This is a genomic window from Nonomuraea sp. NPDC050451 (genome assembly GCF_044458585.1).
In genome coordinates this window covers 165,754-191,532 of record NZ_JBITHZ010000002.1, presented here as the reverse complement: position 1 = coordinate 191,532, position 25,779 = coordinate 165,754, and the positions used below count along the sequence as shown (strand labels likewise).

Annotated in this window: 24 protein-coding genes and 1 pseudogene; 8 read left to right on the top strand and 17 right to left on the bottom strand. The window is 70.5% G+C overall.

Features of this window, described 5'->3' with window-relative positions; all coding sequences use genetic code 11:
• The first annotated feature begins 16 nt into the window (after positions 1–16).
• A complete protein-coding gene (locus tag ACIBI9_RS06955) occupies positions 17–2,563 on the top strand; it encodes a polysaccharide lyase family 8 super-sandwich domain-containing protein (RefSeq protein WP_397221002.1) in 2,547 nt (848 codons plus the stop codon).
• Here the strand turns inward: ACIBI9_RS06955 and ACIBI9_RS06950 are convergent.
• A complete protein-coding gene (locus tag ACIBI9_RS06950) occupies positions 2,550–4,109 on the bottom strand; it encodes a serine/threonine-protein kinase (RefSeq protein ID WP_397221000.1) in 1,560 nt (519 codons plus the stop codon). The two genes, ACIBI9_RS06955 and ACIBI9_RS06950, sit on opposite strands and share 14 nt — an antisense overlap.
• A 272-nt stretch (positions 4,110–4,381) precedes the next feature.
• Here ACIBI9_RS06950 and ACIBI9_RS06945 point away from each other — a divergent pair, with 272 nt between their 5' ends.
• On the top strand, positions 4,382–4,849 hold the full coding sequence (locus tag ACIBI9_RS06945; protein ID WP_397220999.1) for a hypothetical protein: 468 nt from the start codon (positions 4,382–4,384) through the stop codon (positions 4,847–4,849).
• Here ACIBI9_RS06945 and ACIBI9_RS06940 read toward each other — a convergent pair.
• Entirely contained in the window at positions 4,744–6,177 is a 1,434-nt protein-coding gene (locus ACIBI9_RS06940; RefSeq protein ID WP_397220998.1) for a hypothetical protein, read from the bottom strand. The two genes, ACIBI9_RS06945 and ACIBI9_RS06940, sit on opposite strands and share 106 nt — an antisense overlap.
• Before the next feature lie 179 nt (positions 6,178–6,356).
• Here ACIBI9_RS06940 and ACIBI9_RS06935 point away from each other — a divergent pair, with 179 nt between their 5' ends.
• Positions 6,357–6,662 carry a hypothetical protein gene (locus ACIBI9_RS06935; RefSeq protein WP_397220997.1) on the top strand — a complete coding sequence of 102 codons (306 nt, stop codon included), beginning with the start codon at positions 6,357–6,359 and terminating at the stop codon, positions 6,660–6,662.
• 219 nt (positions 6,663–6,881) lie between these two features.
• Here ACIBI9_RS06935 and ACIBI9_RS06930 read toward each other — a convergent pair.
• The 5 genes and pseudogenes from ACIBI9_RS06930 to ACIBI9_RS06910 all read right to left on the bottom strand — a co-directional run.
• Positions 6,882–7,940, bottom strand: a pseudogene (locus ACIBI9_RS06930) (IS701 family transposase); the annotation flags it as partial.
• Positions 7,941–8,150: 210 nt separating this feature from the next.
• Positions 8,151–9,110: a CU044_5270 family protein gene (locus tag ACIBI9_RS06925; protein ID WP_397220996.1), complete on the bottom strand. Its 960-nt coding sequence runs from the start codon at positions 9,108–9,110 to the stop codon at positions 8,151–8,153.
• Positions 9,103–9,702 (bottom strand): RNA polymerase sigma factor, encoded by a 600-nt coding sequence (locus ACIBI9_RS06920; protein WP_397220995.1) that lies wholly within the window; start codon positions 9,700–9,702, stop codon positions 9,103–9,105. The genes ACIBI9_RS06925 and ACIBI9_RS06920 overlap by 8 nt, the downstream gene beginning before the upstream one ends.
• A gap of 400 nt (positions 9,703–10,102) precedes the next feature.
• On the bottom strand, positions 10,103–10,507 hold the full coding sequence (locus ACIBI9_RS06915) for a hypothetical protein (RefSeq protein WP_397220994.1): 405 nt from the start codon (positions 10,505–10,507) through the stop codon (positions 10,103–10,105).
• A gap of 27 nt (positions 10,508–10,534) precedes the next feature.
• Positions 10,535–10,801, bottom strand: coding sequence for a hypothetical protein (locus tag ACIBI9_RS06910; protein WP_397220993.1), 267 nt, complete (start codon positions 10,799–10,801; stop codon positions 10,535–10,537).
• A 234-nt stretch (positions 10,802–11,035) separates the two neighbouring features.
• Here ACIBI9_RS06910 and ACIBI9_RS06905 point away from each other — a divergent pair, with 234 nt between their 5' ends.
• Together ACIBI9_RS06905 and ACIBI9_RS06900 are read left to right on the top strand one after the other, a co-directional pair.
• Entirely contained in the window at positions 11,036–11,749 is a 714-nt protein-coding gene (locus ACIBI9_RS06905; RefSeq protein ID WP_397220992.1) for a class I SAM-dependent methyltransferase, read from the top strand.
• Between the two features lie 109 nt (positions 11,750–11,858).
• On the top strand, positions 11,859–12,407 hold the full coding sequence (locus tag ACIBI9_RS06900) for a dihydrofolate reductase family protein (RefSeq protein ID WP_397220991.1): 549 nt from the start codon (positions 11,859–11,861) through the stop codon (positions 12,405–12,407).
• Here ACIBI9_RS06900 and ACIBI9_RS06895 read toward each other — a convergent pair.
• The gene (locus tag ACIBI9_RS06895; protein WP_397220990.1) at positions 12,404–12,817 is read right to left on the bottom strand and encodes a DUF6157 family protein; all 414 of its coding nucleotides are present in this window, start codon (positions 12,815–12,817) and stop codon (positions 12,404–12,406) included. The genes ACIBI9_RS06900 and ACIBI9_RS06895 overlap by 4 nt on opposite strands.
• Positions 12,818–12,848: 31 nt before the next feature.
• Between ACIBI9_RS06895 and pip the strand changes: the two genes are divergently transcribed.
• On the top strand, positions 12,849–13,781 hold the full coding sequence (pip, locus tag ACIBI9_RS06890) for a prolyl aminopeptidase (RefSeq protein ID WP_397220989.1): 933 nt from the start codon (positions 12,849–12,851) through the stop codon (positions 13,779–13,781).
• Between the two features lie 44 nt (positions 13,782–13,825).
• Here the strand turns inward: pip and ACIBI9_RS06885 are convergent, their stop codons facing one another.
• The 7 genes from ACIBI9_RS06885 to ACIBI9_RS06855 all read right to left on the bottom strand — a co-directional run bounded on the left by ACIBI9_RS06885 (position 13,826) and on the right by ACIBI9_RS06855 (position 21,285).
• Positions 13,826–14,413, bottom strand: coding sequence for a GTP-binding protein (locus ACIBI9_RS06885; protein WP_397220988.1), 588 nt, complete (start codon positions 14,411–14,413; stop codon positions 13,826–13,828).
• Positions 14,394–14,771 (bottom strand): DUF742 domain-containing protein, encoded by a 378-nt coding sequence (locus tag ACIBI9_RS06880; protein ID WP_397220987.1) that lies wholly within the window; start codon positions 14,769–14,771, stop codon positions 14,394–14,396. The genes ACIBI9_RS06885 and ACIBI9_RS06880 overlap by 20 nt, the downstream gene beginning before the upstream one ends.
• Positions 14,768–15,187, bottom strand: coding sequence for a roadblock/LC7 domain-containing protein (locus ACIBI9_RS06875; RefSeq protein ID WP_185077532.1), 420 nt, complete (start codon positions 15,185–15,187; stop codon positions 14,768–14,770). The genes ACIBI9_RS06880 and ACIBI9_RS06875 overlap by 4 nt, the downstream gene beginning before the upstream one ends.
• On the bottom strand, positions 15,184–17,499 hold the full coding sequence (locus tag ACIBI9_RS06870; protein WP_397220986.1) for a nitrate- and nitrite sensing domain-containing protein: 2,316 nt from the start codon (positions 17,497–17,499) through the stop codon (positions 15,184–15,186). Before ACIBI9_RS06870 ends, ACIBI9_RS06875 begins: the two co-directional genes overlap by 4 nt.
• Before the next feature lie 167 nt (positions 17,500–17,666).
• Positions 17,667–19,163, bottom strand: a complete 1,497-nt coding sequence (locus tag ACIBI9_RS06865) for a prenyltransferase/squalene oxidase repeat-containing protein (RefSeq protein ID WP_397220985.1) — start codon at positions 19,161–19,163, stop codon at positions 17,667–17,669.
• Positions 19,160–19,999 carry a terpene synthase family protein gene (locus ACIBI9_RS06860; protein ID WP_397220984.1) on the bottom strand — a complete coding sequence of 280 codons (840 nt, stop codon included), beginning with the start codon at positions 19,997–19,999 and terminating at the stop codon, positions 19,160–19,162. Before ACIBI9_RS06860 ends, ACIBI9_RS06865 begins: the two co-directional genes overlap by 4 nt.
• A complete protein-coding gene (locus tag ACIBI9_RS06855) occupies positions 19,996–21,285 on the bottom strand; it encodes a cytochrome P450 (protein WP_397220983.1) in 1,290 nt (429 codons plus the stop codon). The genes ACIBI9_RS06860 and ACIBI9_RS06855 overlap by 4 nt, the downstream gene beginning before the upstream one ends.
• Before the next feature lie 179 nt (positions 21,286–21,464).
• Here ACIBI9_RS06855 and ACIBI9_RS06850 point away from each other — a divergent pair, with 179 nt between their 5' ends.
• Entirely contained in the window at positions 21,465–22,475 is a 1,011-nt protein-coding gene (locus ACIBI9_RS06850; protein WP_397220982.1) for a polyprenyl synthetase family protein, read from the top strand.
• 34 nt (positions 22,476–22,509) lie between these two features.
• Here ACIBI9_RS06850 and ACIBI9_RS06845 read toward each other — a convergent pair whose 3' ends face one another.
• Positions 22,510–23,439, bottom strand: coding sequence for an aldo/keto reductase (locus ACIBI9_RS06845; RefSeq protein WP_397220981.1), 930 nt, complete (start codon positions 23,437–23,439; stop codon positions 22,510–22,512).
• Between the two features lie 125 nt (positions 23,440–23,564).
• Here ACIBI9_RS06845 and ACIBI9_RS06840 point away from each other — a divergent pair, with 125 nt between their 5' ends.
• Positions 23,565–24,110, top strand: coding sequence for a TetR/AcrR family transcriptional regulator (locus tag ACIBI9_RS06840; protein ID WP_313047253.1), 546 nt, complete (start codon positions 23,565–23,567; stop codon positions 24,108–24,110).
• On the opposite strand, the gene ACIBI9_RS06835 is transcribed toward ACIBI9_RS06840, so the two are convergent.
• A complete protein-coding gene (locus ACIBI9_RS06835) occupies positions 24,048–25,640 on the bottom strand; it encodes a wax ester/triacylglycerol synthase family O-acyltransferase (protein WP_397220980.1) in 1,593 nt (530 codons plus the stop codon). The genes ACIBI9_RS06840 and ACIBI9_RS06835 overlap by 63 nt on opposite strands.
• Positions 25,641–25,779: the final 139 nt, after the last annotated feature.

The window sequence follows — 25,779 nt, the reverse complement described above, 5'->3', positions numbered from 1 at the left end:
GCGAAAGAGATCATGTATGGTGAGCCCGGCATATCCCCCCAACGGCCTGGAGCTCGCCGTGCCGCACATGTCTCGCCGCCAGGTTCTCTCCCTGCTCCCCGCCGCCGGTCTGCTCGCCGCGGCCACCCCTTCACGCGCCGCCGCGGGGATCGACCACGCGCGGCTGCTCGCCAACACCGTGGCGATCTTCGCGGGCACCCCGGACGTCAACGCCCGGCCCGAGGTCGCCGCCAAGCTCGCGTCGATCACCGCGACCGCCCGGCAGCGGCTGACCGCCATGGACCAGGCGGGCACCGGGGAGCTGTTCTCCGGGCTGAGGCTCGGCACCGACGACGCCAGCCTGCGGCTGGCGTACCAGTACCTGTACGAGATCGCGCTCGCGACCCGCACGCCGGGCGGCCAGCTCGACGCTGACGCCGCCGTCCAGCGGCGGGTCCTCGACGGCCTGCAGTGGTTGCACGAGCGCTACTACGGCGACCAGGCGGCGGGCTACTACGGCAACTGGCACAACTGGGAGATCGGCATCTCCACCCACGTGAGCAGGACCCTGGCCCTGCTGGCCGAACGCGTGCGGGCGGACCGGCCCGACCTGACCGCGACGTACATCGCCTCGATGGACGCCTACCTGCGCAACGGCAAGAACGGCGACGTCGACCTCGACTCGCGCTTCCACACCGGGGCGAACCTGGCCGACATCACCGCCAACCGGATCCTGCAGGGCGCGCTCACCGGCGACGACGCCCGCGTCGGCAAGGCCATCACCGACCAGGCCACCGTCTTCGCCACGATCGACCCCTACAACCTCCAGCACGGCAACACCGACGGCTACTACCGCGACGGCTCCTTCATCCAGCACCACTCGGTCGCCTACACCGGCTCCTACGGGCGCATCCTGCTGACCCGCGTCGTCCAGACCCTCAAGATGCTGGAGGGCGCGACGAGCGGCGGATCCTCCGAGCTGGCCGGGGTGGTGTACCGCTGGGTCGCCGACGGCTTCGCCCCGCTGATCTTCGAGGGCTGGATGATGGAGATCGTCAAGGGGCGGGCGGCCTCGCGCACGACCACCGGCTACGCCGACGTCGGGGTGGTCGTGGAGGCCATCGCCGACCTGGCCGACCACGTCGAGGGCGCCGAGGCTCTCGCGCTGAAGAAGTACGTCAGGTTCCTGCCGGCCGCCGACACGGCCGCCTTCGTCTCTCCGGTCAGCGTCGCCCGGTACGCGGCCATCCGCGCCGACTCCGCCATCGCGGCCGCCGACCTCAACCCGTCCGCGCGCTGCGTGGCGTTCAACTCCATGGACAGGACCGTCCACCGCCGCCCCGGCTACGCCTTCGCCCTGGCGCGCAGCTCCGAGCGGATCAGCAAATACGAGTACATGAGCGGCGAGAACCTCATGCCCTGGTTCCAGGGCGACGGCGCGTACTACCTCTACCTCGCGGGCGAGGACCAGCGCCAGGTGTTCGGCGTCGACTACTACACGGCCGTCTCGCCGTACCGGCTGGCCGGGGTGACCGCGCCGGTGGAGGAGCGGCGGACGGTGCCCGAACTGTACGGCCGGCTCTGGTACGAGAACCCGGGCCACCCGCTGAACTTCACCTCCTCCTCGGAGTCCCAGAACACCTACGTGTACTTCCCCAAGGCCGGGAACGCCTTCTCCGGCGGGGCGACGCTCGGCGCGTACGGCGCGGCCGGCATGGTCCAGTCCGACGACGCCGCCTACACCGCCAAACAGGCGGGCATCCTGCCCGACGACTTCGTCGCCTACCGCAACGCCCGCGCGACCAAGTCCTGGTTCATGTTCGACGACGAGATCGTGGTGCTGGCCGCGGGCGTCTCCGGTCAGGGCGGTCGCGCCGCGGTGACCACCGTGGACAGCCGCATCGCCGCCCCGGGCGACACGGTCGCGCTCACCGGCGAGAGCTGGGGCGGCCGGGCCTGGCAGCCGGGCGACACCACGCCGCCGCGCTGGCTTCGCTACGCCAACGGCACGCGCGCCACCGCCATCGGGTACGCCTTCCTCACCCGGCAGCCCGTCGCGGCCGCGCTGGAGGCGGTGACCCGCAGCCGCAGGGTCGTACGTACGTCCAACCCCGACACCAGCGTCACCAAGAACGTCTTCACCGCCTCGATCACCCACCCCACCGGCGGCGATGTCCCCGCCCTCGCCTACGCCCTGGTCCCGAACGCGACCGAGGCCCGCCTGCGCCGCTACGCGGACGGCCCGCTGACCGTCCTGGCCAACGACCGGCACGTACAGGCCGTCAAGCACAAGGCGCTCGGGATCGTCGCCGCCAACGTCTTCTCCGACGGCCCCCGCCAGGCCGGACACCTGATCGTCGACGGCCCCGTCTCGGTCATCGTCAAGTCCGGCGAGCGTACGGTCGTCGCCCTGTCCGACCCCACGATGAAACGCGACCGCGTCACCGTCGTCCTGCGCGGCGCGTCCCACAGGCTCGAGTCGGCCGACGAGGGAGTGACGGTACGGCGCGTGCCGGGCGGCACCGTCATCCAGGCGACGACCCGCCACGCCCACGGCCGCACCTTCACCGCTACCCTGCGCTGACGTGCCGGGCGAGGGCCGCGTCGAGTTCGCTCCGCTGTTGCGCGGTCAGCGGGCCGAGCACGCAGATCGGGATCCAGCCGTCGGAACGACTGCTCGGCCCGCCGCCCGGCGACGGCCATCCGGCCGGAGGATCGGGCGTCGGTGACGTCGTGCCGAGCTTCACATGAAGCCCGTCGAACACGTACGGCCAGGCCGCGTTTCCCTGATACAGCGGGTTGGCCTTCACCGGGGCCAGCCGGACCGCCTCGATCGCCGTCCACGGGACGGGCGGTCCGCCGCCGGCCGTGATGCCCTGCGGGCCGATGCGCAGCGACCACGCCGCCATCCGCCGCTGGACGCCGCGAGCCGCGGCCGCGGCCTGCGCCGATCCCGCGAAATAGAGGAAGGGGCTGACGGCGAGCATGCCCCAGCGCACCTCGTTGGGGGTCTCGAACAACCCGGTCATGATCGGATCGCCCGGAACGTCGGCCAGCATCGACAGGACGAACACGACCAGGGCGAGCGTGCCGTAGAACCACGTGTGCAGGCGATGCCGCTTCGCGTAGTCCGTGATCGGCTCCTTGCCGGTCCACGACACCTCGAGAGCCTTTTCGGGGTATTCGCGGGTTTCCTCGTGGACATGATGGCCGTTCACGCGCCTGCTCAGCGGAGCGGTCTGATCGAGGAGGCGGGCCAGCTCCGTGCGCTGCCGCGCGATCAGCTCGTGCACCTCGGCGGGCCACGGCTGCGAGGACGGGGCGATCCGGCCGATGGAGTCCAGCAACCGGCCCGGGGTGGGGCGGAGGTCCGGATCCTTGGCCAGACACCCCTCGACGATCCGGCGCAGCCCCTCCGGGATCATGCTCAGATCGGGGTCGGTGTGCACCACGTTGTACAGGATCTGCGGCGCCGCCGGCCCGGCGAACGGCTCCTGGCCGGTGCACGCCACGGCCAGCACGGCCCCGAGGGAGAACACGTCGCTGGCAGGAGTCGCCGGCCGGCCCTCGGCCTGCTCCGGGGACATGAACCCGGGCGAGCCGATCAGCCAGCCGGTGCTGGTCACCTGACCGCGCCCGTCGTTGTCGGCCGCCCGCGCGATCCCGAAGTCGATCACCCGGGGCCCGTCGTCGGCGAGCAGCACGTTCGAGGGCTTGAGGTCCCGGTGCACGAGATTCTCCCGATGGATCGCCATCAGGGCCGTGGCCAGCCCCGCGGCCAGCCGCAGCACCGACCGCTTGGGCAGCGCCCCCACGGCGTCGACCGCTTCACGTAGGGAGGGGCCGGGAACGAACACCGAGGCCAGCCACGGCGCGGACGCGTGGACATCGGCATCGATCACCGCCGCCGTGTACGCCCCGGACACCTTGCGGGAGGCCTCCACCTCGCGCCCGAACCGCGCCCGGAACTCGTCGTCCTCGGCGAACTCCGCACGCACCCGCTTGATCGCGGCCAGCCGCCCGTCCGGGCCGCTGCCCAGGAACACCCGGCCCATGCCGCCCCGTCCCAGCTCGGCGATCAGGCGATACCGTCCGACCTCGCGCGGGTCGGACGTCGTCAGGGGCTGCACAGCGGCTCCTCATGGTGATCACGCATGAGATCCACACGTATCACATCAGTCACGTCGATATGGGCTCAATGGCCCCCTTGGGTCGGCCCTGCAACAGGGCCCGGGCCGTCGCGCTACCGGATGAGCCACCTGCCGGGGCCGCCGCCGAGCCGGCCGGCGGGCACTGGGCCGGCGGCGCTGCCCACCGCCACGATGAGCCGCTGCCGCACGAATCGCCCAAGCCGGCGAGGAACCCGCTTTTCCTCTCGCGCGTCGAGGGGGATGATGCCTTCGTGGCTGGTCGCGACGCGTTGACGGCCGCGGTGATCGCGGCCGGGCGCGACGCCGCAGGTGAGGGATGGGACGGGGCGCACCGCATGTACGCCCTGACCGACCGCGACACCTACCTCGGGGTCGCCTACCCCCTGGACCCGCTGGAGGAGGTGCCGCCGGAGGCCCTCCTGGCCATCCCGCTCACCCCGCTCGGTCCGGGCGATCTCGGGACGGAGCTGGCCAAGGTGACCTGGCCGGACGATGTGCACGGATGCGTACTGGTGACCGAGGTGACCGTCGTGACCCGCCTCGGCAGGTGGCGGCGTGGCAAGAGCTTCGGCGTCCGCAGGGCGCATCTCGCGGTCGGTGTGCTGCGCGACGGCTACCACCTGTCCCTGCTCAGGTTGAGCGACGAGGGCGACTGGCGGCTCTGCCCCGCTTCGCTGTCGACCGACGGCCTGGTGTCGGCACTGGCCGGGACGTTCTGATCGAGCGCGCTCCTGAGGAGCGCGCGCCATCCGGAACGGCTGGGGGAGTGGACCTCGTCGATCCGGACGTTGTCCGAGCCGATCATGACGCCGCGGCCGTCCGGTACGCGCTCGGTCCGGCCGCCGTGGGCCTGGACGACGTCGGCCGCCGGCCTCTTCGCCGTGACGAGCTTCGTCAACATCGCGCCCAGGTCCCGGTCGGCCATCCGGCCCGCCGGGTCCCGGTACATCTCGCCGATGGCCCGCATGGCGCCCGCGTTCTCGGCCAGGGCACGTGCGAGCAGCGCGTCGGGCCGTTCGATGCGGTAGTGGAAGTGGTTGTTCTGGACGTTGCCCCGGCCGACCACGACGCCCGCGGAGCCGCGTACCACGATCTCGCCGCCGGGGCCGAGCACCCCTGACAGGCGGACGCGCTTCGGCACCGACCTCGCGGTGACGGCGTCGTCGCGGGCCATGACCTTGGCCGCCTCCTTGCCGAGGAGGGAGCGCATGGCGTGGTTGGCGCGGGCACTGGCGGGGTTCTCGATGAGGTTGGCCAGGGCGCGTTTGTGGGCGGGCGTCGCGTTGAGCACCTTCGCCAGGGACAGCGGGCGGTCGGCCAACTGGTAGTGGAAGTGGTTGTGCTGCCGGTTGCCCGAGCCGACCACCACGCCGCAGGAGCCGCGGATGTCCACCTTGCGGGTCCGCTCGCCCAGCACGGTCTCCTTGACGGTGACACCGCCCGCGGACTGCCGCCCGACACTCAGCACGGTCTCCACCGCCGGCCCGGTCTCCGCCGGCCCGGTCGCCGTTGGCACGGTCGCCGACGCGGCTCGCGACTCGGGGCCCTGCAGCGGCTTGGTCTCGCCTCGTACCGGTTGCCGCTCACTCTCCGGCCGCGAGCCCGGCACCGGGGAGATGATGGCCTCCACCCGGCTCCGCAGACTCGACGTCTTCGCCAGCAGCTTCGCCGAAGGCGTGTCCTTCGGCGCGAGGACGGCCGCGAGCGGATGCCGCCCCGGCTGCCGCCGCAGCTCCGCCTCCAGTCTCTTGATCTCGGCCAGGTGCTTCCGCGCCTGAGCGGACCGGCGCGGTGTAGGCGCGTGCTCCTCCAGCCCGCGCACGGCCGCCGTGAGCCGGTCGAGATCCGCGGCGATCTGCTCCCGCCGCTCCTCCAGACGTTGTGCCGCCGACTTGTTCGCCGACGCGCCGAGCACCGACGCGCCGAGCACCGACGCGCCGAGCGGCGGCGGGCCGAGCGGCGGCGGGCCGAGCGGTGCCGGGCCCGGCCGGGCGTCCGCGGACACCGACCGAGCCGCCGGCTGGTCCCGCTCCGTCGAGCGTGACACCGGCCTGCTGATGTATCGCCTGTACGCGCCCATGCCGACTCGCCCCCCTGGCCTCCTCCACATTTCTCTCGCGCGCCGCCCGCCGTCAAGGCGATATCCCTGGCCGCCACGTATCGGAAAGGTCTTAACAACCAACCCCATATAGGCATCGATCACGGTCCGGGCGAATGATGCGAGATATGAAGTGGCGGGTGCTGATGTGGGCCGCCGTGGCGGCCGGGGCGGTCGTCGCGGCGGGGTTGGGCGCGTACGTCGCGGTGGCCGGGATGGACAAGGCGGCGGGACCGGCCGGGGTGATCGCCGCCTTCTGCGAGCTGGCCGCACTCACGCTCGCCGTCACCGGCTGGATCAGGCAGCGGCAGGCACCCGCGCAGGATGAGCTCGGGCCGCGCACGCCGCCCGGCTCCGGGGCCGTGGCGCACATCCACGAGGGGAAGGGCGTGCAGATCGGCGACCACAACGAGCAGACCAACAACTTCGGCTAGCACTCCAGTGACATTTCGCGATCATGGTTCGGCTCTGCGCTGGTAGTGGCAGTCTCGGGCGGTGGCTTGGTGCCGGTGGCGCCGGTCTGACCAGCGCAGGACATCGCTGATTGGGTAGTGCCGGGTCAGCAGCAGGGTGGCCGGCAGTCGGCGGATCTCGGGCAGGGTCAGTGGGATGCGTTCATCTGTGATGCTGGACGGCTGGGCGGCGGCGACGGCGGCCAGCAGGGCCAGGGCGAGCATGGCCAAGGTGATGCGCCGATGCCAGGCTGTCCAGCCGCGCACCTGGTAGTGATCCAGGCCGACCTGGCCCTTGGCGGTCTGGAAGGACTCCTCGACCGCCCACCGAGTTCCTGCGATCTTGACCAGGGCCATCAGCGGCTGCTGGGTGGGCGCGTAGCAGCGGTAGAACGCAAGCTCGCCGGTGGTGAGGTTGCGCCGGATCAGCAAGCCACCGATACCCCTGGGTCTCGCTTTCGTCGATGCGGGCCCGGGCCCAGGCATACCAGCGTGGTCCCTTGACCCCCGCTCCGGCGCGGTAACGGTGCCAGTGCCGGTCGGCCACTCTTGCTGAGACCTCGGCCGCGCTCACCTGGACGCCCTCGAGCTCGAGTCGCCGGTTGCCCGCGATGGCCAGGACGTACCCCAGTCGGCGTCCCTCCAGGGCGGCGCGCAGGCGCGGGTCTTGGCCGTAGACCTCATCGCCGCCCACCCAGTGGGCGGGGACGCCGGCTTCCAGGGCGGCCGGCACCATGGCCGTGGCCAGGGCGGGCTTGGTGGCGAAGGCGATCTCGTCCGGGACACCGGCCGCGAGGCAGCGGCCGGGGTCGGCCAGCCAGGTGTGCTCGGGCAGGTAGAGCCGCCGGTCCAGCAGCGTCCGTCCCGCCGGGGTGGCGCAGGCCAGGAAGACGCCGATCTGGCAGTTCTCGATCCGGCCTGCGGTGTCGCTGTATTGCCGCTGCACGCCCGCCGAACCGCCGCCCTTGTTGGTTCGGCGATCAGCACGCCGTCGGGGCCGAGCCGGTGGATGACGAAAGCGCGGACGTCATCGCGTACCGCGTCGGCGTCCCAGCGAGCGGTGCGCAGCAGCCGCCGCAGCGCCTGCGGGCCAGCAAGCCCGGCGTGTTGGGCCAGGTTCCAGCAATTCTTGCGATCGATGTCGGCAAGTAGTCCACGCACGTAAGCGGTCGCGGCGCGGCGTGGTTCGACGCGGCCGAACCGGCCTTCACAAACTCCGAATGATCGCGCGGTGGCCGTCGCCACGTGACCCGACCTCACCTGGTGCCGCAGTCACCTTGATGACACGTGGCCTGACCAGGAAGACCGCCAGACCGGCGTGGAACAGACGACGGCCCATCTCGCCACACGCTGCCTGCTCTATTACGCCTCCGTGCTTCGGCAATTCAACGGATCTCAGGCGGCCGGGAGGCCCGCCACGCGGGCCCCTGCCTGTGGGTTCACAGAATTGGTTGGCAAGAGCACGAGACGCTAGGGGACCTCTCCGGGCTCGTCGACGATGCCGGTCGCGAGCCACACATCGGCGTAGACCGCACCCTTCCGGAATGCCACCTCCCCCCTGATCATCTCATCGCGCAGCCAGATCGACTGATCGGCCATGACCCGATAGGTGCGCGGATCGAGGATGAGGTAGCGGCGTCGGACTTCCTCGCCGATAGTGGACCGGAACAGGCCCAGCCCCGTTCGCCCGGTCGCGTCCCTGACGTTCTGTTCGATCTTCACCCCCGGAATCTTCGCCAGCGCGCGGAAGATGGCCGCCTCGAGCTTGGGCGGCATGACCGCCTCCTGCTTCAGATACAGCGAGAGGATGCGATAGGCACGCGAGGCCGGGTCCTCGACCTGCTTGGGCACCCCCTTCTCCTTGGGATAGTCGATCCAGTGCCGGTCGCCTGCGACATGGGCGAGCAGCTTGTCCGGATCGGTGGGAAGCTTGAGCAGTTTTTTCCGGTATTGCTGGGGCGACAGGTCGTCATCCCCCGGATCGGGTGGAATATCCTGCACCCGGAAGTTCCCCTCTGGATCCCGTCCGGCGCTCTGCTTGCCGTCGTAGCGCAGCCAGCTCTCGTGCGTCCTGGTCTGGCCGTCCGCAGGCTGGACATTGAAGATCTTGGTGTACTCCCACTGATCGGGCCGGGGTTCCGGTGCGGCGGCCCGCTTCTCAACCGTCTTGGCCGCCCGCTCCAGCACCGTCTCCGAGTTCAGCAGGATCGTCCCCACGGGGGGCAGGGGCCGCACCTCCGAGGTCCGCTGAAGCGCCGAGACGGCGACCACCACGATCACGACCGCCGCCACGGCTGCGACGAGCAGGGACGGCATGATCGCGAACCTACGCCCGCGCCGTGTCGCCCGGCGGCGGAGCCTGCGTAGCCGATCGGCGTCCGGCAACGGTGCGTCCGCCCGCATCCCGGCGAGGATCTTCAGGTCATCCACGGTTTGCCTCCTCCTCATCCACCACGATGGCGGACGGATCAACGCCGCCCAGCGCCGCGCGCGTCTTCTTCCTGGCGCGATGCAGCCGCGAGCGGACCGTGCCGATGGGGACGCCAAGGGCGAGCGCCACTTCCTCGTAGCTCAGATCCGCCCATGCGATCATCAAAAGCACCTCGCGATCCTCCGGCGACAGCACCGCGAGCGCCCCCGCGAGATCGCGCTGCGCCGCCGACGCCGACACCCGAGCTTCGACCCGATCGGCGTAGCTCTCCGCCACCCCGTCGACGCCGGTCCTTGCCAAGGCGAAGTAGAACCGCTGTTCTGCACGACGGTGCTTGCCGATCAGGTTGGCGGCGATGCCGTACAGCCACGGACGGGCGTCGAGGTAACTGACGTCGTAGCGGGCGCGGCGCTTGAAGGCAGTCAAGAAGGTTTCCGCCACGACGTCGTCGGCCAGTGAGTCGCCCAGCCGCCGCGTCACATAGCGGTGCAAGGCGGGTGCGTGCCGGTCGAATAAGGCCGCGAAGGCGGTGGGATCGCGCCTGGACCGCTGGATGAGCTCCGCGTCCTCCAGGCTCACATCAGCCGTCAAGCCTGTGCTCCGTTCCTCGGTGTTGTCACCCTCTTTCACCCGAAGCCCCGACCTGAGTTCTCGCCTGCATGAGAAAGATTGGAAGATCGCGAGACCCAGAGGCGGAAAGCGGGGAGGCAAGGCGCCGGGAACGAGTGCAGTTCTGACGATAGACCGGAGACGTACGACAAGAGATCTTGGCTGCGTTTAGTAGCGAACCATTGCTGACCTGCGCAGATGAGATTGGCGTGAGTGGCGGTATGCCTGTCCCGTGACGACCACGAACATGATCTACCTTCATGCGACACCGAGCCGTGGTGGTGAGTTCGCGTTGTGAAGCTCCGCTGGCAGCGACGACGGCCGGACGTTCCCCACTCGTCGGAAAGGCGGTCGGCGAGCCTGGGCCGCCGTTGGCGAGGGTCTATTCGGGGATGTTGATGAGCTCGTCGTGGGTCGCTACCTGATCGGCTGCAGGCGGTTTGATGTCGGTCGCGCGGCCCCACCGCGACAACCGGACGTCCTCGACGAGTTGCAGGGGGTCGAAGTCGTCCATCCCCGGAACGCCGGGCAGCAAGTAGGAAACATGGCATCGGCGGACGAGCTGGTCCTGCCCTATCCAGAGCTTCCAGTCGATGCGGACTCCTGCGTACTTGCCTGTGGGTCGATCTGCGCCGACAAGGAGGTCGGGGTCCGCCTTGGCGACCTCGCCCAGCGTGATGATCCCCTCGTGCAGGGTGGTGCGGGTGCCGTCATACACGCCGGCGGGGTACTTGGCCTTGGTGCTGGCGAGCAGGGCCTTGAGCGTTCCGGGGTTGCTCAGCCGCATATCGCCACAGGTCAGGGCGAGGGGCTCCTAGGACTTGCTGATCAACCGCCGAAAAGTCAGCGGCTCTCCATCCCAGGATGTGGAGACCAGGACGTTCGAGAACGTCACGCCGTTGCCGCTCGCGAGCTGGCGGCGCAGTGCGGCGACAGGGTCGAGGCGAGCCTCGACGCCGTTGCCGCTCGCGAGCTGGCGGCGCAGTGCGGCGACAGGGTCGAGGCGAGCCTCGGCTACGGCCGACGGCGGGACGATCATGGCAACGGACGTGATCGTCAGGGCAAGCGCCCAAAGCCTCATGCGGTCGTCTTCCTCGAAACGGGGCCGGGCCGGGGTTGATCATCGCAGGCGGAGATCTCGTCCCGGTATCGACGCTTCACGCCGCTGTCCGCAGATCCGAACCATGATCGCGAACTGTCACTGGAGTACTGGTCGAGGATGATCCGGCACGGATACTAATGGAACGTGTCTGGGAATGGGCTGTTCGCCGGGACGGGCCGGTTCTACGCGCGGTTCCGTCCGGGTTATCCAGGGGTGTTCTTCGACGATCTGATCCGTCGTTTCGGGCTCGACGGCTCCGGGCGCCTGCTCGACCTGGGCTGCGGCACCGGTCAGCTGACCCTTCCGCTCGCCGGGCACGTCGCGGAGGCGGTCGGCGTCGATCCTGAGCCGGACATGCTCGCCGAGGCCGCCCGCCAGGCGCTCGCGGGTGAGGTCGGCAACGTGACCTGGGTGCGCGGCGGCTCGGCGGACCTGCCGGGTGGGCTGGGGCGGTTCCGGCTGGTCACCATGGGGCGCTCGTTCCACTGGATGGAGCGGGAGCAGGTGCTGGAGGCGCTGGGCGGCATGGTGGAGGACGAAGGCGGTGTGGTGATCGCCAATGACGGTTGCCTGGCGCGGCAGATCACCGCCTGGCAGCACGCCATCGAAGAAGTACAGCACCGGTTCCTGGGCCCCCTTCCGGCGACGGCCGCCGGGACGCCGGCCAAGCCTCATACGGTGGTGCTGGCTGATTCGCCGTTTCCCCATGTCGCCCGGGTGGTCCATGAATTCGAGCGGTCGTGGACGGCGAAGCGGATCATCGGCTACCTGTATTCGACGTCGCTGCCGCTGCGGCGCCTGCTCGGCGATCGGCGGCCCGCCTTCGAACGAGAGATCGCCGACGCTCTGCTCGCGGCCGACCCGACCGGCCGGTTCGTCGAACCGGTGCGCCTCGAGGTGCTGATGGCCCGCAAGAACGCCAGGTAAGGCCGGCTCCCCGGGGCCGTGTCGCTTCTGTACAAGATCTGCGGATTCCCTCCTGCCTATGCTCTGAGCACGCCGAAAAGGGCGCCTCCAAGACGCAAGGAACGGAACCATGGCCAAGATCATTTCGAGCTTCTTCATCTCCCTCGACGGCGTGGTCGAGTCGCCCGAACAGTGGCACTTCCCGTACTGGAGCGACGAGATGGGCGCCGTCGTCGAGGCGGGCATGCAGAGCGCGGCGGCGATGCTGATGGGCCGCAAGCTGTACGACGAGTGGTCCGCGTACTGGACGTCGGCGGAGAGCGACAAGGAGGTCGCCGCGACCTTCGCCGCCGTTCCCAAGTACGTCGTGTCGAGCACCCTGGAGAAGGCGGACTGGGAGAACACCACCGTCGTCAACGGCGACGTCGCCGCCGAGCTGCGCGAGCTCAAGGAGAAGGTCGACGGTGACATCCAGGTGTCCGGCTCCGCGACGACCGTGCGGTGGCTGCTGGCCAACGGGCTGCTCGACGAGCTCAACCTGCTCGTCCACCCGATCGCCGTCGGCCATGGGCAGCGGCTGTTCGAGGACGGCCCGACCCACGCGCTGAAGCTGGTCAAGTCGGAGACGTTCGAGACCGGTGTGCTCAACCTGACCTACGTCCCGGCCGGCGGCAATTAGCGGCGGCTCGAGCGCAGCGCCTTGAGGACGGTCACGGCGCCGTCTTCCAGCCCGGCCCGGTACGCCTCGGACTCCATCGGGCACAGGGCCAGCCGCCCCTCGGCGTCGGCCAGCAATCCGAACCCGTACTTCTTGGGGAGCGGCGAAGCCCGCAGGCACGGCTGATCCTTGGCGAAGAAGGCGTCACGCAGCGCGCTCACCTCGTCGTCCGTCCTGTCCTCGAAACCCGACTGGCGCATCAGCCAGGACAGGAACAGGACGTCCTCCTGGGTCAGCTGGAACGGCCGCTCGCGGAGGAGTTCGTACTGCAGCACCGCGACGGTCTTCTTCCCGGCGCGGGGGGTGGGCACCACGCTGCTCTCGACAGGGCAGTCATCGGCCACGGCGATCAAGGTGTCGAGATAGTTCACCGTCCCATCATGAGCCCTTACCTTGGCGCGTATGTATTCTCCGATCGAAGCGTACGACCAGGGCCTGCTCGACGTGGGCGACCACAACCAGGTTTACTGGGAGGTGAGCGGCAACCCGGCGGGCAAGCCGGCGTTGATCGTGCACGGTGGCCCAGGGGGCGTGTTCTCGGCGAACTGGCGGCGGTTCCACGACCCCGAGGCGTACCGGATCGTCCTGTTCCACCAGCGGGGGTGCGGACGCAGCACGCCGAACGCCGGGCTGCCGGAGACCGACCTGTCGGTCAACACCACCCAGCACCTCATCGCCGACATGGAGCTGCTGCGTGCGCACCTGGGCATCGAGAAGTGGCAGCTGGTCGGGGCCTCGTGGGGTTCGGCCCTGAGCCTGGCCTACGCGCAGCGCCACCCGGAACGGGTGAGCGAGGTGATCCTGCTGGCGGTCACGGCGGGCCGCCGCAAGGAGATCGAGTGGATCACCCGGGACGTGGGACGGGTCTTCCCCAAGGAGTGGGAGCGCTTCCGCGACGGGGTGCCCGAGCAGGACCGTGACGGGAACCTGGCCGCGGCCTACGCCAGGCTCCTGGCCGACCCGGGCACGCGGGAGAAGGCCGCCCGCGACTGGTGCGACTGGGAGGACACGCACGTGAGCCTCGACCCGCAGTACCAGCCGAACCCGCACTTCCAGGACCCCGTCTTCCGGATGACGTTCGCGCGGCTGGTGACCCACTACTGGGGCAATGACTGCTTCCTGCCGGAGAAGGGCGACCTGGTGGAGCAGGCACACCTGCTGAAGGGCATCCCGGGGGTGCTGGTCCACGGCAGGCTCGACGTGAGCGGGCCCCTGGAGACCGCCTGGGAGCTCCACAAGAGCTGGCCCGGCAGCGAGCTCGTGGTCTGCGGCGAGGGACACGGCGGGAAGGACATGATGGCGGAGATGATCGCCGCGACGGACCGATTCCGCTGAAGAACCCCGGGAGGCGCCCCTGATGAACGGGCGCCTCCCGGGTGCTAGCTGCCGACCGGCTCGGCGCGGAGCCGGGCCGAGTGTTTGACCAGGGCGATCAGGACCTCGCGGCTAGAGTCGCGCTTGCGGGCGTCGCACATGATGATCGGGACGGAGGGGCTGAGCTGGAGTGCCAGCCGTACCTCGTCCAGCTCGAACGTGGGCGACCCCTCGAAGCAGTTGACGGCCACCACGAACGGCGTCCCGCGCCGCTCGAAGTAGTCGACCGACGGGAAGCAGTCGGCCAGGCGTCGCGTGTCCGCCAGGATGACGGCCCCCAGCGACCCCTCCGCCAGCTCGTCCCACACGAACCAGAACCGCTCCTGGCCCGGTGTGCCGAACAGGTACAGGACGTAGTCGTTGCCCAGCGTGATCCGGCCGAAGTCCATCGCCACGGTGGTGGTGCGCTTGGCCTCCACCGAGGTGAGGTCGTCGACGCCTATCCCGCGGTCGGTCAGGACCTCCTCGGTGCGCAGCGGCCGGGTCTCGGAGACAGCGCCCACCATCGTCGTCTTGCCCGCGCCGAAGCCGCCCGCGATCAGGATCTTGATCGCCGTCGGCAGGCGCGGACGCTCAGAGCGAGCGAAGACCATCGAGCACCGCCCTGTACATCTTCATGTCGTGCATGTCCACCTCGGATTGTGGTTCCTGGGCAGAGACGAGTTCGCGGTCGAACAGGTCGCCGAGCAGCACCCGGATGGTGCCGGCCGGCAGGTCGAGGTATGCCGCGATCTCGGCGACCGACTTGGGTTCGCGGCAGAGCTGGAGGATGCGCAGGTGCTCCGGGTCGAGCCCCGCGTCGGGGCCCGGCAGCGGGCCCACCGCGAGGGCCATGGAGATCAGGTCGAACCGGCCGTGCACGGGCTGCGTGCGGCCGCGGGTGACCACGTAGGGGCGGATGATCTCCGGATCCACCCAGTGCTCATCCGTCGGTTCGTCCGCGCCTCTCACCGGTCGCTCCTGGCCACGGCCTCGGCGTTGCGGGCACCCGAGGTGAGGTACTGGCCGACGCGGGCCACCATCATCGCCATCTCGTACGCCACCAGCCCGATGTCGGCGTTCTGCGCGCACAGGACGGCCAGGCAGGCGCGCTCGCCCGCCGTGGTCACGATGAGGAACTGGTTCTTCCACTCCACGACCGTCTGCCGCACGGAGCCGCCGGAGATGTGGTCCGAGACGCCTTTCGCCAGGCTCTGCAGCCCGGAGGCGACGGCGGACAGGTGCTCGCCGTCGGTCCGCTGCAGCGCGGCGGAGGAGGCCATCAGCAAGCCGTCGGACGACAGCACGATGGCGTGCTCGACCTCCTTGACACGGCCGACGAGGTCGTCGAGCAGCCAGTTCAGGTCGGTGCCGGAGGTAGGGGTCATGCCTCATCTCCAGACTGCTCATCCAGCATCTTGGCGGCCTCGGTGCGGCCAAGACGGGTGCCTGACTGCAGAGATCCCATCATCGCGCGGATCTCCTCCGGCGAGCGCTCGTCATCGTCCTCCTCGAAGTCGGGCTGCGTGGGCGTGTCGTCCCGCAGCGCTGGCGCCAGGTTGGCCTGGGGCACCCGGAGGGGCAGCCCGTTCGACGTGAACTCGGTCACAGGCTTCTGCTCCGGTTCGGCTGGCGTTTCGGGTTGTGTCTCCACAGCGGTGATCGGGCGGGAAGGCTGGGGGACCGGCGCCGGGACCGGTGCCGGAACCGGAATCGGGCGCGCGGGCTTGAGCGTGCGCACGTTCTCCCCGGTGACCGGCCGCGCGCCGGTGGCCATCCCGGTGGCCGCCGCGGCCACCGCCGTCGTCCTGCGTGGCAGCCGCTCGCGCCGGCCGCCGTCCTGCGGCTCGGGCGTGGGATCGAGCTGTACGAGCTCCTGCGGGAGCAGCACCACGACCGTCGTCCCGCCGTACGGCGACGCCTTGAGCACCACCTGGATCTCGTGGCGCCTGGCCAGCTGGCTGACCACGTACAGGCCCAGCCGGGCGGTGCCGGTGATGCGGAACTCGGGCGGGTCCGCGATGCGCTCGTTCGCGGCATCGAGGTCCTCGGGCTTCATGCCCAGGCCCCGGTCCTCGATCTCGATCACGTACCCGTTGGCCACGAGCTGGCCGCTGACCTGCACGTTCGTGTAAGGGGGCGAGAACGACACGGCGTTCTCGATCAGCTCGGCGAGCAGGTGGATGACGTCACCGACGGCGCGGCCGACGAGCACGACGTCGCCCATGGGCATGAGCGTGACGCGGGTGTAGTCCTCGACCTCGGCCAGCGCGCCGCGGACCACGTCCACCATGGGGACCGAGCGGCGCCACGTACGGGCGGGGGCCGAGCCGGACAGGACGATCAGGTTCTCCGCGTTGCGGCGCATGCGGATGGCGAGGTGGTCGAGCCGGAAGAGCTCCTTCAGCTCCTCGGGGTCGGTCTCGCGGCGCTCCATGACGTCGAGCACGGTGAGCTGCCGGTGGACCAGGCCCTGCGTCCTGCGGGCCAGGCTCAGCAGGATGTCGCGGATGCTGCGGCGCAGCTCGGCCTGCTCGGCGGCGACGCTGATGGCGGTGCGCTGCACGGTGTTGAACGCCTGGCCCACCTGGCCGATCTCGTCGTCGCCGAAGTCCAGCGCGGGTACCTCCTTGGCCAGGTCGACGTCCTCGCCGCGGCCGATGCGCTCGACGACGCCGGGCAGCCGGTCGTCGGACAGCTCGTGCGCGGCGTCGCGCAGCTTCTGCAGCTGGGAGAGCAGCTGCCGGGTCGTGGTGATCGACAGCACGATCGAGGCGACGACCGCGATCAGGCCGAGACCTCCGGCCAGCACGAGCCGGAGGATGATGCCGACGGCGCCGGGCACGGCCCGGTCGACGAGGCGGTCACCGCCGTCGGCGATGAACTTCTCCAGCGCGACGCGGGCCGACTCGGTGGCCGTGCGCCACTCCGTGCTGGTCACCGTCGGCGCCATGCCGTCGGACTCCTGCGCGATCCGCTGTTCCAGCGTGCGCAGCTGGGACACGGCGCGGCTCTTCGCCCAGGCGCTGTAGGCGGCCGCGTCCTCGGCCGGGAGTTGGACCGCGGCCTGGTCGAGTGAGATGTGGTAGAAGCCCGTCAGCTGCACGAACTCGGTGTGCTCCGACGGGGTGAACCCACCCTTGGCCAGCGCGCCGGCGGCGAGCGCGTCCGCGCGCGCCAGAGATTCGCTCGCCCGGCTGATCTGGAGCATGGTGCGGGCGTCCTTGGCGATCTCCTTGTCGTCAAGCGCGGCTACCGAGTCGAACATGCGGTAGAGCGAGTCGATGAGCTGGTTGTAGGCGTCGGCCGCCCGGCCGCGGTCTGAGCGCCCGCCGTCGATCCCCTTCCGGACGGCGTCGATTCCCTCGGCGGTCGTCAGTGCCTCGTCGATGCGGCGCGCCAGCGGGGCGTCGGCCGCGAACTGGACGCTGGCACTGGTCGCCGACTCCACGAGCTCCTTGTGCGCGGCGTCGGTCCTGGCCCGCTGATCGCGCATGAGCTTGTCGGGGCCGCGCTCGCCGGTGCCCAGGGACACCAGCGTGAGGCGGCGCTCGCGCTGAAGTTCGGCGAGCAGGCGCTCACTGGGTTGCACCGCACCGCTGTCGACGGTCGTGGCGCCGAGCAGGTTCACCCCCTCGCGCAAGGTGACCCAGGCGGCGAATGCCCACAGCGCGACCAGCGACACCAACAGCGCTGTCACCTTTGTCCGCACGCCGAAGTTGCGCAAACGCATATTTAGCCGTCCAGGTCGGGGGTTGCGTTAAGCCGGATGTCAAGGCATATGAGGCCATTTCTTGGATTCGGCACCGGGATACCTTAGCAATGCCTCAAACCCCGCTCAAGGCGGGCAAATCCCGATCGGTGGTATTACATCCGGATCTGTCCAGTTAGGGCTAGGCTCGTATAGACATGCTGGGCTGCCAGGATCGCCGCTCGGACTACTGCTAGCGGCGTGTAAAGGTCCTTGTCATGCCACAGGGGCGGGTAATCCGACATTTCGCCTGTCTGCTGCAAATATGCGTAGCCGCGGGCTGCGGCCTGCTGGTGCTCCTCCTCGACCTCGCGATCGAGCATCGCCTCGGGCAGCAGCAACAGCTGCATCGCGTACGCCGTCTCCTCGGGCGTGCCCGACCAGCGGCCCCACGACCCGTCGGGGCGCTGCGTCGACAGCACCCACGCCTGGGCCCTGGCCACGGCGGAGGTGAAGCCGGGGCCGCCGTATTCGCTGAGCGACAGCACGCAACTCAGTGTGGCGTAATACGGCGAAGCGTGCCACCTGTCGTCCCAGCTCCCGTCCGGCCGTTGCCGCTCGGCCAGCAGCCGCGCCAGCCTCTCCCGCACCTCCGCGTACGCGTCCGCCCGGTCGGGCCGGGAGGCCGCGTACGCGCCGAACGCGTCGAGCACGTGGGCGTTCACGCTGATGGAGAAGCCGTCCTCGCCCTGCCAGGTGCAGAAGTGCTCCCCGGCGTCGAACGCCAGCAGGCTCTCCGGATCGCGCGCCATGCCGTGCAGCGCCAGCGCGTGCAGCGCGACGGACGTCGTGTCGGCGTCCGCGGGCAGTCCCGGTCCCGCCGGCGTGCCGCTGGGGCCGATCGCCGCCCTGAGGTCCGCCACCATTTCCGGGGGCACCTCGACGGGCACGTTCGCGCGGGCCAGCCAGCTCAGCACCCAGCCGCGTTCGAACACGGTGATGGGCAGCCCGACGGGGACCGGCCCGCCGTACCTGGTGACGACCGCCTCCAGGTGCCGCCTGGCCGAGTCGGCGTCGGGGAGGGCACCGCTGCCGAGCCAGGCGGCGGTCGCGGCGGGGGAGGCGCCGACGGTGCCGATCGCCGTCGGCCGGATGGAGTTCTGGCCGCCCGAGACCAGGCCCGCGACCTCGAGCGCGTGCAGCAGCTTCTCCGGCGGCGTGGCGCCGGAGGACACCGCGCGCCGGACGCGTTCGATCCGGGAGGAGTCCAGGCCGGGCGGCAGCGGCAGCGGGTCGCCCGCACCGTGGGCGTTGATGAGGGCGATCAGCGCCGGGACGATCAGGTCGGCGGCCGGCATGTCGGGCAGGTCCGTCAGCCGCGGAAGCTGCCGGTGCAGCGCGGCCAGCCCCTTGCGGGCGGGTTCCGTGGCCCCGGCGGTCAGCAGCGCCTCCGTGGCGCTCAGCGTCGGCACCACGCTGTAGCCGTCCGGCGCGCCCCACGCCCCGTCCGGTCGTTGGGTCCGTACGAGATAGTCGATGCGCTCGTCATGTCCGGCCAGCCACGGGGCCAGCGTGACCAGGCGCCCCGTCTCGTAGATCGAGGCGGACACCTGCCCCCACGGCGTTGCCATCAGCGTGGCGATCAGCGCGTCCGCCTCCTGGGCGATGTTCACAGCTCTCCCCAGTAGTCAGAAACGCCGTAGAAGCCGGTGTTGAAGCCGATCTGGCGCTCCAGATAGAGCGCGGTTCTCGGGCTGGTCTCGTGGAGCGGGGCGATCAACTCGGCCGCCGTACGCGCGTGCCGGGCCATGCGCCGGGCCACCTCATCGCGCCCGGCGCCGAGCGTCAGGGCGTTGGCGTCGCCCCAGCGGGCTTCCCTGTCGTACGTGGCCAGGTCGTTCAGCAGCCGCAGGTAACGCTGCACCTCGTCACCCGCTTCACGGACGAGGTCGAGATGGGTGAGGGTCCACGCGTCGCCGGTGTGGAGCCAGTGCGAGAGGTTGACGAACGAGGAGCCGCAACTGTCGGCGTTGGCGACGTACGTCTCCAGGGCGGGGCCGGCCTTCGACTCGCGCCAGTCCCACTCCTTGAGCATGGCGGTCAGCATGCGTTCGAGCTGGTCGCGCCAGCGGGGATCGCGCCGTAAGCCGTCGCGGAGCTCGGCGAGCACCCGGGTGAGCGGGCTGCGCGGCGCCTGCCCGTCCGCCACCGCCAGGCACTCCGCGACCAGCTCGGTCACCTCCTCGCGTGAGGTGGCCTCGTGATCGACGCGCAGGTCCACCGCGAACACCCACAGCGCGGCGCGGTTGACCGCCCATAACTCCTCCGCCGCGGCCCAGGGGGAGCCGAACGCGCCGACCAGTCCCAGCGAGTGGAAGAAGCCCGCGTCGAACGGCCTGGCCGGGAAGAGCTCCGGGTGCTCGGCGGCGTGCGCGGCGAGGCGGCGGGCGCACTCGACCGCGAGCGCGCTGGTCCTGCCCAGGTCGCCCGCGACGTCGAGGCTGTTCACGCGCGCCCCGCCGGGACGAGCGTCATCGACAGCCCGGTGGGGGGCCGTAGCGTCGAGGTGAGGCGGGGGGTGACCGGCCCGGTCGTGTGCAGCACCGGACGGTACTTGCACAGGATCCCGGCGATCAGCAGCAGCGCCTCCATCATGAACAGGTGCGGCCCCAGGCAGACGTGCGGCCCCGCCGCGAACGGGAAGTACGCGTACCGGTGCCGCACGCGGTCGTTGCCCGGCGCGAACCGTTCGGGGTCGAACTCCAGGGGCCGCTCCCAGAACTCCGGCAGCCGGTGCGTCAGGTAGGGGCTGAGCACCATCGTGGCCCCGGCCGGGATCTCGACGCCGTCGATGCGGTCGGCCGCCGCCGCCGTCCGGGGCAGGATCCAGCCCGGAGGGTAGAGACGAACGAGTTCGTCCATGAACAGCTTCAGATAAGTGAGCTCGGGCAGGTGCGAGACGGTCACCGGCCCGCGCCCGACCACCCGGTCGACCTCTTCGTACACCTTGGCGGCGATCTCCGGGTGCGCGTCCAGCACCGGCCAGACCCAGGTGAGCGCGGTGACGGAGGTCTCCGTGGCGGCGCCGTGGATGGCCACCATGTCGTCCCTGATCAGCCGGTCCGCGTCGGGCTCGCTCTGGCGGGCGCTGACCAGTCGTGAGACCAGGTCGGCCTCCGCGCCGCCGCGCGCCTTGGCGTAGCGGATGCGGGGGTAGACGACCTCGTCGATGGTCTTGATCGCCTGCTTGAACGCCCGGTCGCCGAGGAGCGGGAAGCGCTCCGGCACGGATGGGAGCAGCAACCTGATCGACCTGGCCGTGACGCCCGTGTCGTAGGCGGGGGCCAGCCGGTTGATGTCGTCGTCGGAGATCGTCGCGCCCAGGAACAGCCGCACGATCGTGGGGTGGATGAGGGCCGAGACGACCTCGGCGACGTCGAAGCGGCGGCCGGGGACGACGATGGCGTCGATGAGCCCGGTGATGATCTGCGCCATGCGCGAGGTGAGCGAGTTGACGTACCTGGCGGTGAACACCGGCTGAAGGATCTTCCTGCTCGCCGCCCAGCCCTCGCCCTCCGACAGGATGCCCTGACCGAGCAGCGGCGCCAGCGGGTCCCAGAACATGCCGGCCCGGACGTAATTGGGCTGGTTGCTCTTCAGGACGTGCTGGACGTGATCCGGGTGGGTGACGAGGTACGGCCGGAAGGGACCCATGTTCAGCCGGACGAGCGAGCCGCCGGCGCGGTCGCTCGCCTCTTCGAAAGCGTGTACGGGTGTTCGCGAGTGTTTGGCCAAGGATCGGAGGAAGGGAAGGGTTCTGGCCTTATGCGACGGCACGCCGCCCAGCGACACTGCGAACCTCCATGATGTCCATCTCAAGTGACGGACATTTCCTGACAAACGTCAATGTTCGGGGTGGAGTATCACATGCTTGTGCATGTAGATTCAAGATCGTACCGGGGTTGGAGTACCGTTTGAATCTCAGCAATCAGCCAGGCGGCGCCGCCGTGGCACGCTGCCGGGCCCTGCTCGACCCGGCCCTCCGCGAGGCGGTTTCCGGCCTGCATCCGTGGGGCGCCCGGATGGCCGCGTTCGCGCTGGGCTGGTCGGATGCCGACGGGAGGCCGCACCAAGGCGACGGCGGCAAGGGCGTGCGGCCCGCCATCGCGATGCTCAGCGCCGAGGCCGTGGGCGGCACCGCCGAGTCGGCCCTCCCGGCGGCCGTGGCGGTGGAGCTGGTGCACGCCTTCTCGCTGGCGCACGACGACATCATCGACCACGACGAGCGGCGGCGGCACCGGGAGGCGCTCTGGAAGGCGTACGGGGTGGGGCCGGCGCTCCTGACCGGCGACGCCCTCCTGGCCCTGGCCGTCAACCAGCTCGCGGGACGGCCCGAGGCGATGACGTACCTGTCGGCGGCGCTGATCGAGCTCGTCAACGGGCAGACCGCGGACATGGCCTTCGAGAACCGGCCGTGGCGCGGGCCCAAAGCGGTCACGATCGCCGAATACACGGACATGGTCGCGGGCAAGACGGGCGGCCTGCTGGCGGCCGCCGCGGCGGCGGGGGTGGCCCTGGGCGGCGCTCCCGAGCTCGGCGACCTCATGTGGGAGACCGGGCGCGATCTGGGGGTGGCGTTCCAGATCGTCGACGACATGCTGGGCATCTGGGGCGAGCCGCGCGTCACGGGCAAGCCCGTCTACTCCGACCTGCGGCGCGACAAGAAGACGTTTCCCGTCCTCGCGGCCCTCGCCGCCGACCACCCCGCCGCCCGCGAGCTCTCCGACCTGCTCGCAGAGGGGTTCTCGGACGAGGACTCCGTGCACCACGCCGCCCGCCTCGTCGAGGAGGCCGGCGGCCGGGCCGCCGCGCAGGCCCAGGCGGAGCGGTACGTCGCGGCGGCGGTGGCGGTGATGGACGAGCACCTGCCGGACGCCGCCGACCTGCGCGCCCTGTGCGTCTCCCTGTCGGACCGCGCCCGCTGACGGCGCGCGGGCACGGCCCGTCGGCCCTGTTGTGTCAGGCGCGGGAGGCCTCGTTCAGGAGGGCGAGCTCCTCCTCCGTCAGCGTCAGCTCGGCGGCCGCCAGCAGCGGCTGGAGCTGCGTCACGTCCCGGGCGCTGGCGATCGGGGCCGCGATCGTCGGCTGGGCGGCGAGCCAGGCCAGCGCCACCGTGGCCGGGGCCACCTCCTGCTCGGCCGCCACCTTGAGCAGCGCCTCCAGCGCCCGGCGCCCGTGCTCCTTCTGCAGGTACTCGGCCGCCATCCCGGCCCGCGGGCTGTCGATCGTCACGCCGGGCGCGTACTTGCCCGTCAGGAAGCCGCGGGCCAGCCCGAAGTACGGCGTGCTGGACAGCCCCTCCCGGGCCACCACGTCCCGCAGCTCGCTCTCGTAGCCGCGCTCGACCAGGTTGTACTGCTGCTGCAACGCCACGTACCGGGTCAGCCCCTCGTCGCTGGAGATCTTGAGGGCCTCGGCCAGCCGGTCCGCGCCGTAGTTGGACGCGCCGACGTACCGGATCTTGCCCTCCTGGACCAGCGCGTCGAACGTCGCCAGCGACTCCACCAGCGGGGTGTCGTGGTCGTCCACGTGTGCCCAGTAGAGGTCGATGTAGTCGGTACGCAGCCGGCGCAGCGAGTCCTCGACCGCCGTCCGGATCGTCGCCGGGGCCAACCCGGTCAGGCCCTCCAGCATGCCGACCTTGGTGGCGAGCACGAGCGAGTCGCGGTTGCGGCGGACGTGCATCCACTCGCCGATGATCATTTCTGACGTGGACTCGCCGGTCACCCAGTACGGGTAGACGTCGGCGGTGTCGATGAAGTTGCCGCCGCCCTCGACGTACGCGTCCAGGACGGCGAAAGAGGACTCCTTGTCGGCGGTCCAGCCGAAGACGTTCGTACCGAGCGATATCGGGAAAACGGACAGCTCCGTGGTGCCTATCGATCTCATTCCGCCATTATCCGCACCTTCCCTGAGCAGGCCCGATGGCACCCCCCGATCGGCGGCGGGTGGACACGTGGGTCTCGCTTCCGCGGGATGGCGGGGCGGTCGCGGGTGACGCTATGGTGCGAGCTGTGGTGATCGGTGACGCGCGCACGCGCATCCTGGACGCGGCCGAGGAGCTCTTCGCGGGCGGCGGCTACGAGGCCACCCCGACCGCGGTCATCGCGCGGCTCGCGAAAGTGCCCAAAGGGCTGATCTTCCACTACTTCCCGCGCAAGATCGACGTTCTGGTGGCCCTGGTCGACGAGCGCACGCTGGTCGAGGAGGGGCGGGAGGTCGACGCCGTGCCGGGCGATCCGGCGCGGACGCTGTCCAAGCTCGCCCGCGGCCTGCCGCTGCGGGCCTCGCCGGCGATGCGGCGCATCCTGTTCAGGGAGGCCGACACGCACGGCTCGGTCAAGGAACGGCTCGGGCGGCTGAACGGCGAGCTGATCAGGCGCGCCAGGTTCGCGCTGGAGCTGGCGCTGCCCGGGGCGCGCGGGGACGCGGCCAGGCTGGAGGTGGCGGCGGCCACGTTCGCCGCCGTGCTGCTCTACCAGGAAAATCTCTGCCAGCTAACCGGCCACCAGATCGATCCCGACGCCGTCGCGGAACTCATCGCCCACTCGCTCGTCTAACAACTCGTCCAGCGCCGTGCGCAGATGGCCGAGCAGGCCCCACACGTCGTCCATGCGCTCGGGGCAGGCCACGATGCCGAAGTCGAGCATGCCGTCGTAGGAGAAGCAGGTGATGTTGAGGCCGCCGCTCACGTCGGTCAGCACGGACAGCGGGTAGTACGACAGCACCCTGCCGCCGCACAGATACAGCGGGAACTGCGGGCCCGGCACGTTGCTGATGATGAGGTTGATGGGCGGGAACGCCATGCCCGCCAGGCGGAAGATCGCCGGGGTGGCCAGGCTGGTGAGCGGGGCGGGCAGCACCGAGCACAGCTCGCTCAGCCAGGTCGCCGGGGCCAGCGCGAAACGCCGCTTGGCCCGGCCCATGACGGAGCCGACGGCCTGGAGGCGCTCCTTGGGGTCGGGAACGTTCGTGGGCATGGGGGCGACCATGGCGGAGATCTGGTTGCCGACCAGGTCCTTGGCGCCGGCCGTACGGATCGCCACGGGGACGGCGACGATCAGCGGCGTCTCCGGCAGCGCGTCGCGCTCCCGCAGCCATGACCGCAGGGCCGAGGCGCACAGGGTCATGACGACGTCGTTGACGCTCATGCTGTGGGCCTTGGCGACGTTCTTGACGTCCTTGAGCGACAGCGAGCCGAACGACAGGTGGCGGCGGGCGCTGATCGGGCCGTTGAACGGGGTGCGCGGGACGGCGAGGCTGGGCAGCTCGGGGCGGTGGTGCCGGTCACCGGCGACCAGCCGCGCGGCCTTGGCGATCAGCTTCGCGCCCGGGATGCCCGCCGCCAGCGGGATGGCGTCGAGGTCCTCGGCCGCCCTGACCACCGACTGGACGGCCCGCACGGGGTGGGTCGCCGTCCGCATGGCCGCCCCGGCCAGCATCGCGGCCAGCCCGGGGACGCCCTCCGGGGTGCGGGTGTCGTCCGCGACCTGAACGGCGGCGGTCGTGGGGCGGGTGTCGTTCGCGGCGTGGATGGGGGCGGTGGTGGGGCGGGGGCCGGGGCGGCGCAGGCGGTCGGCGCTCGCGGTGGGGATGTCCCGCCTCTTCAGGTGGCCGTCCGGGGTGAGGTCGAGCAGGGTGGCCAGCGTCTCCGCGCCCGAGACGCCGTCGATGGCGGCGTGGTGGACCTTGGTGTAGACGGCCACCCGCCCGTCCGTCAGCCCGTTGATCAGATGCATCTCCCAGAGCGGGTGCGCCCGGTCCAGCCGCCGCGCGTGGATCTCCGCCACCGCGTCCGCGAGCTGCCAGTCGTCCCCCGGAGCGGGCAGCGTCAGCTCGAACAGGTGGTTGCCGAGGTCGAACTCGGGGTCCTCCGCCCAGTACGGATGGTCCAGCCGGAGCGGCACCTCGGCGAGCCGGAGGCTGAGTGCGGGCGACAGGTGCAGGCGTTCGAGGAGGAGCTCCGCCAGCGCGGCCCTGTTGACCGCGCCGTCGGCCGGGTCGAGTATCGCCAGCCCGGCCACGTGCGCGGCGGTGGTCGCGGTCTCGACATTGAGGAACTGGGCGTCGAGTGCGGTCAGCTGGCGCATCTGCTCTCCTTTTCCCGTGATCTGTGCAGCATCGCATGACGGGATTTCTGGAAGGTTTCCGCGCGAGTCTTTCAGATGAATTCAGGTGCGCCGTACCAGCTTTTAGCGAATGTCCAGCTCAGCCTCGGTCGGTGACAAT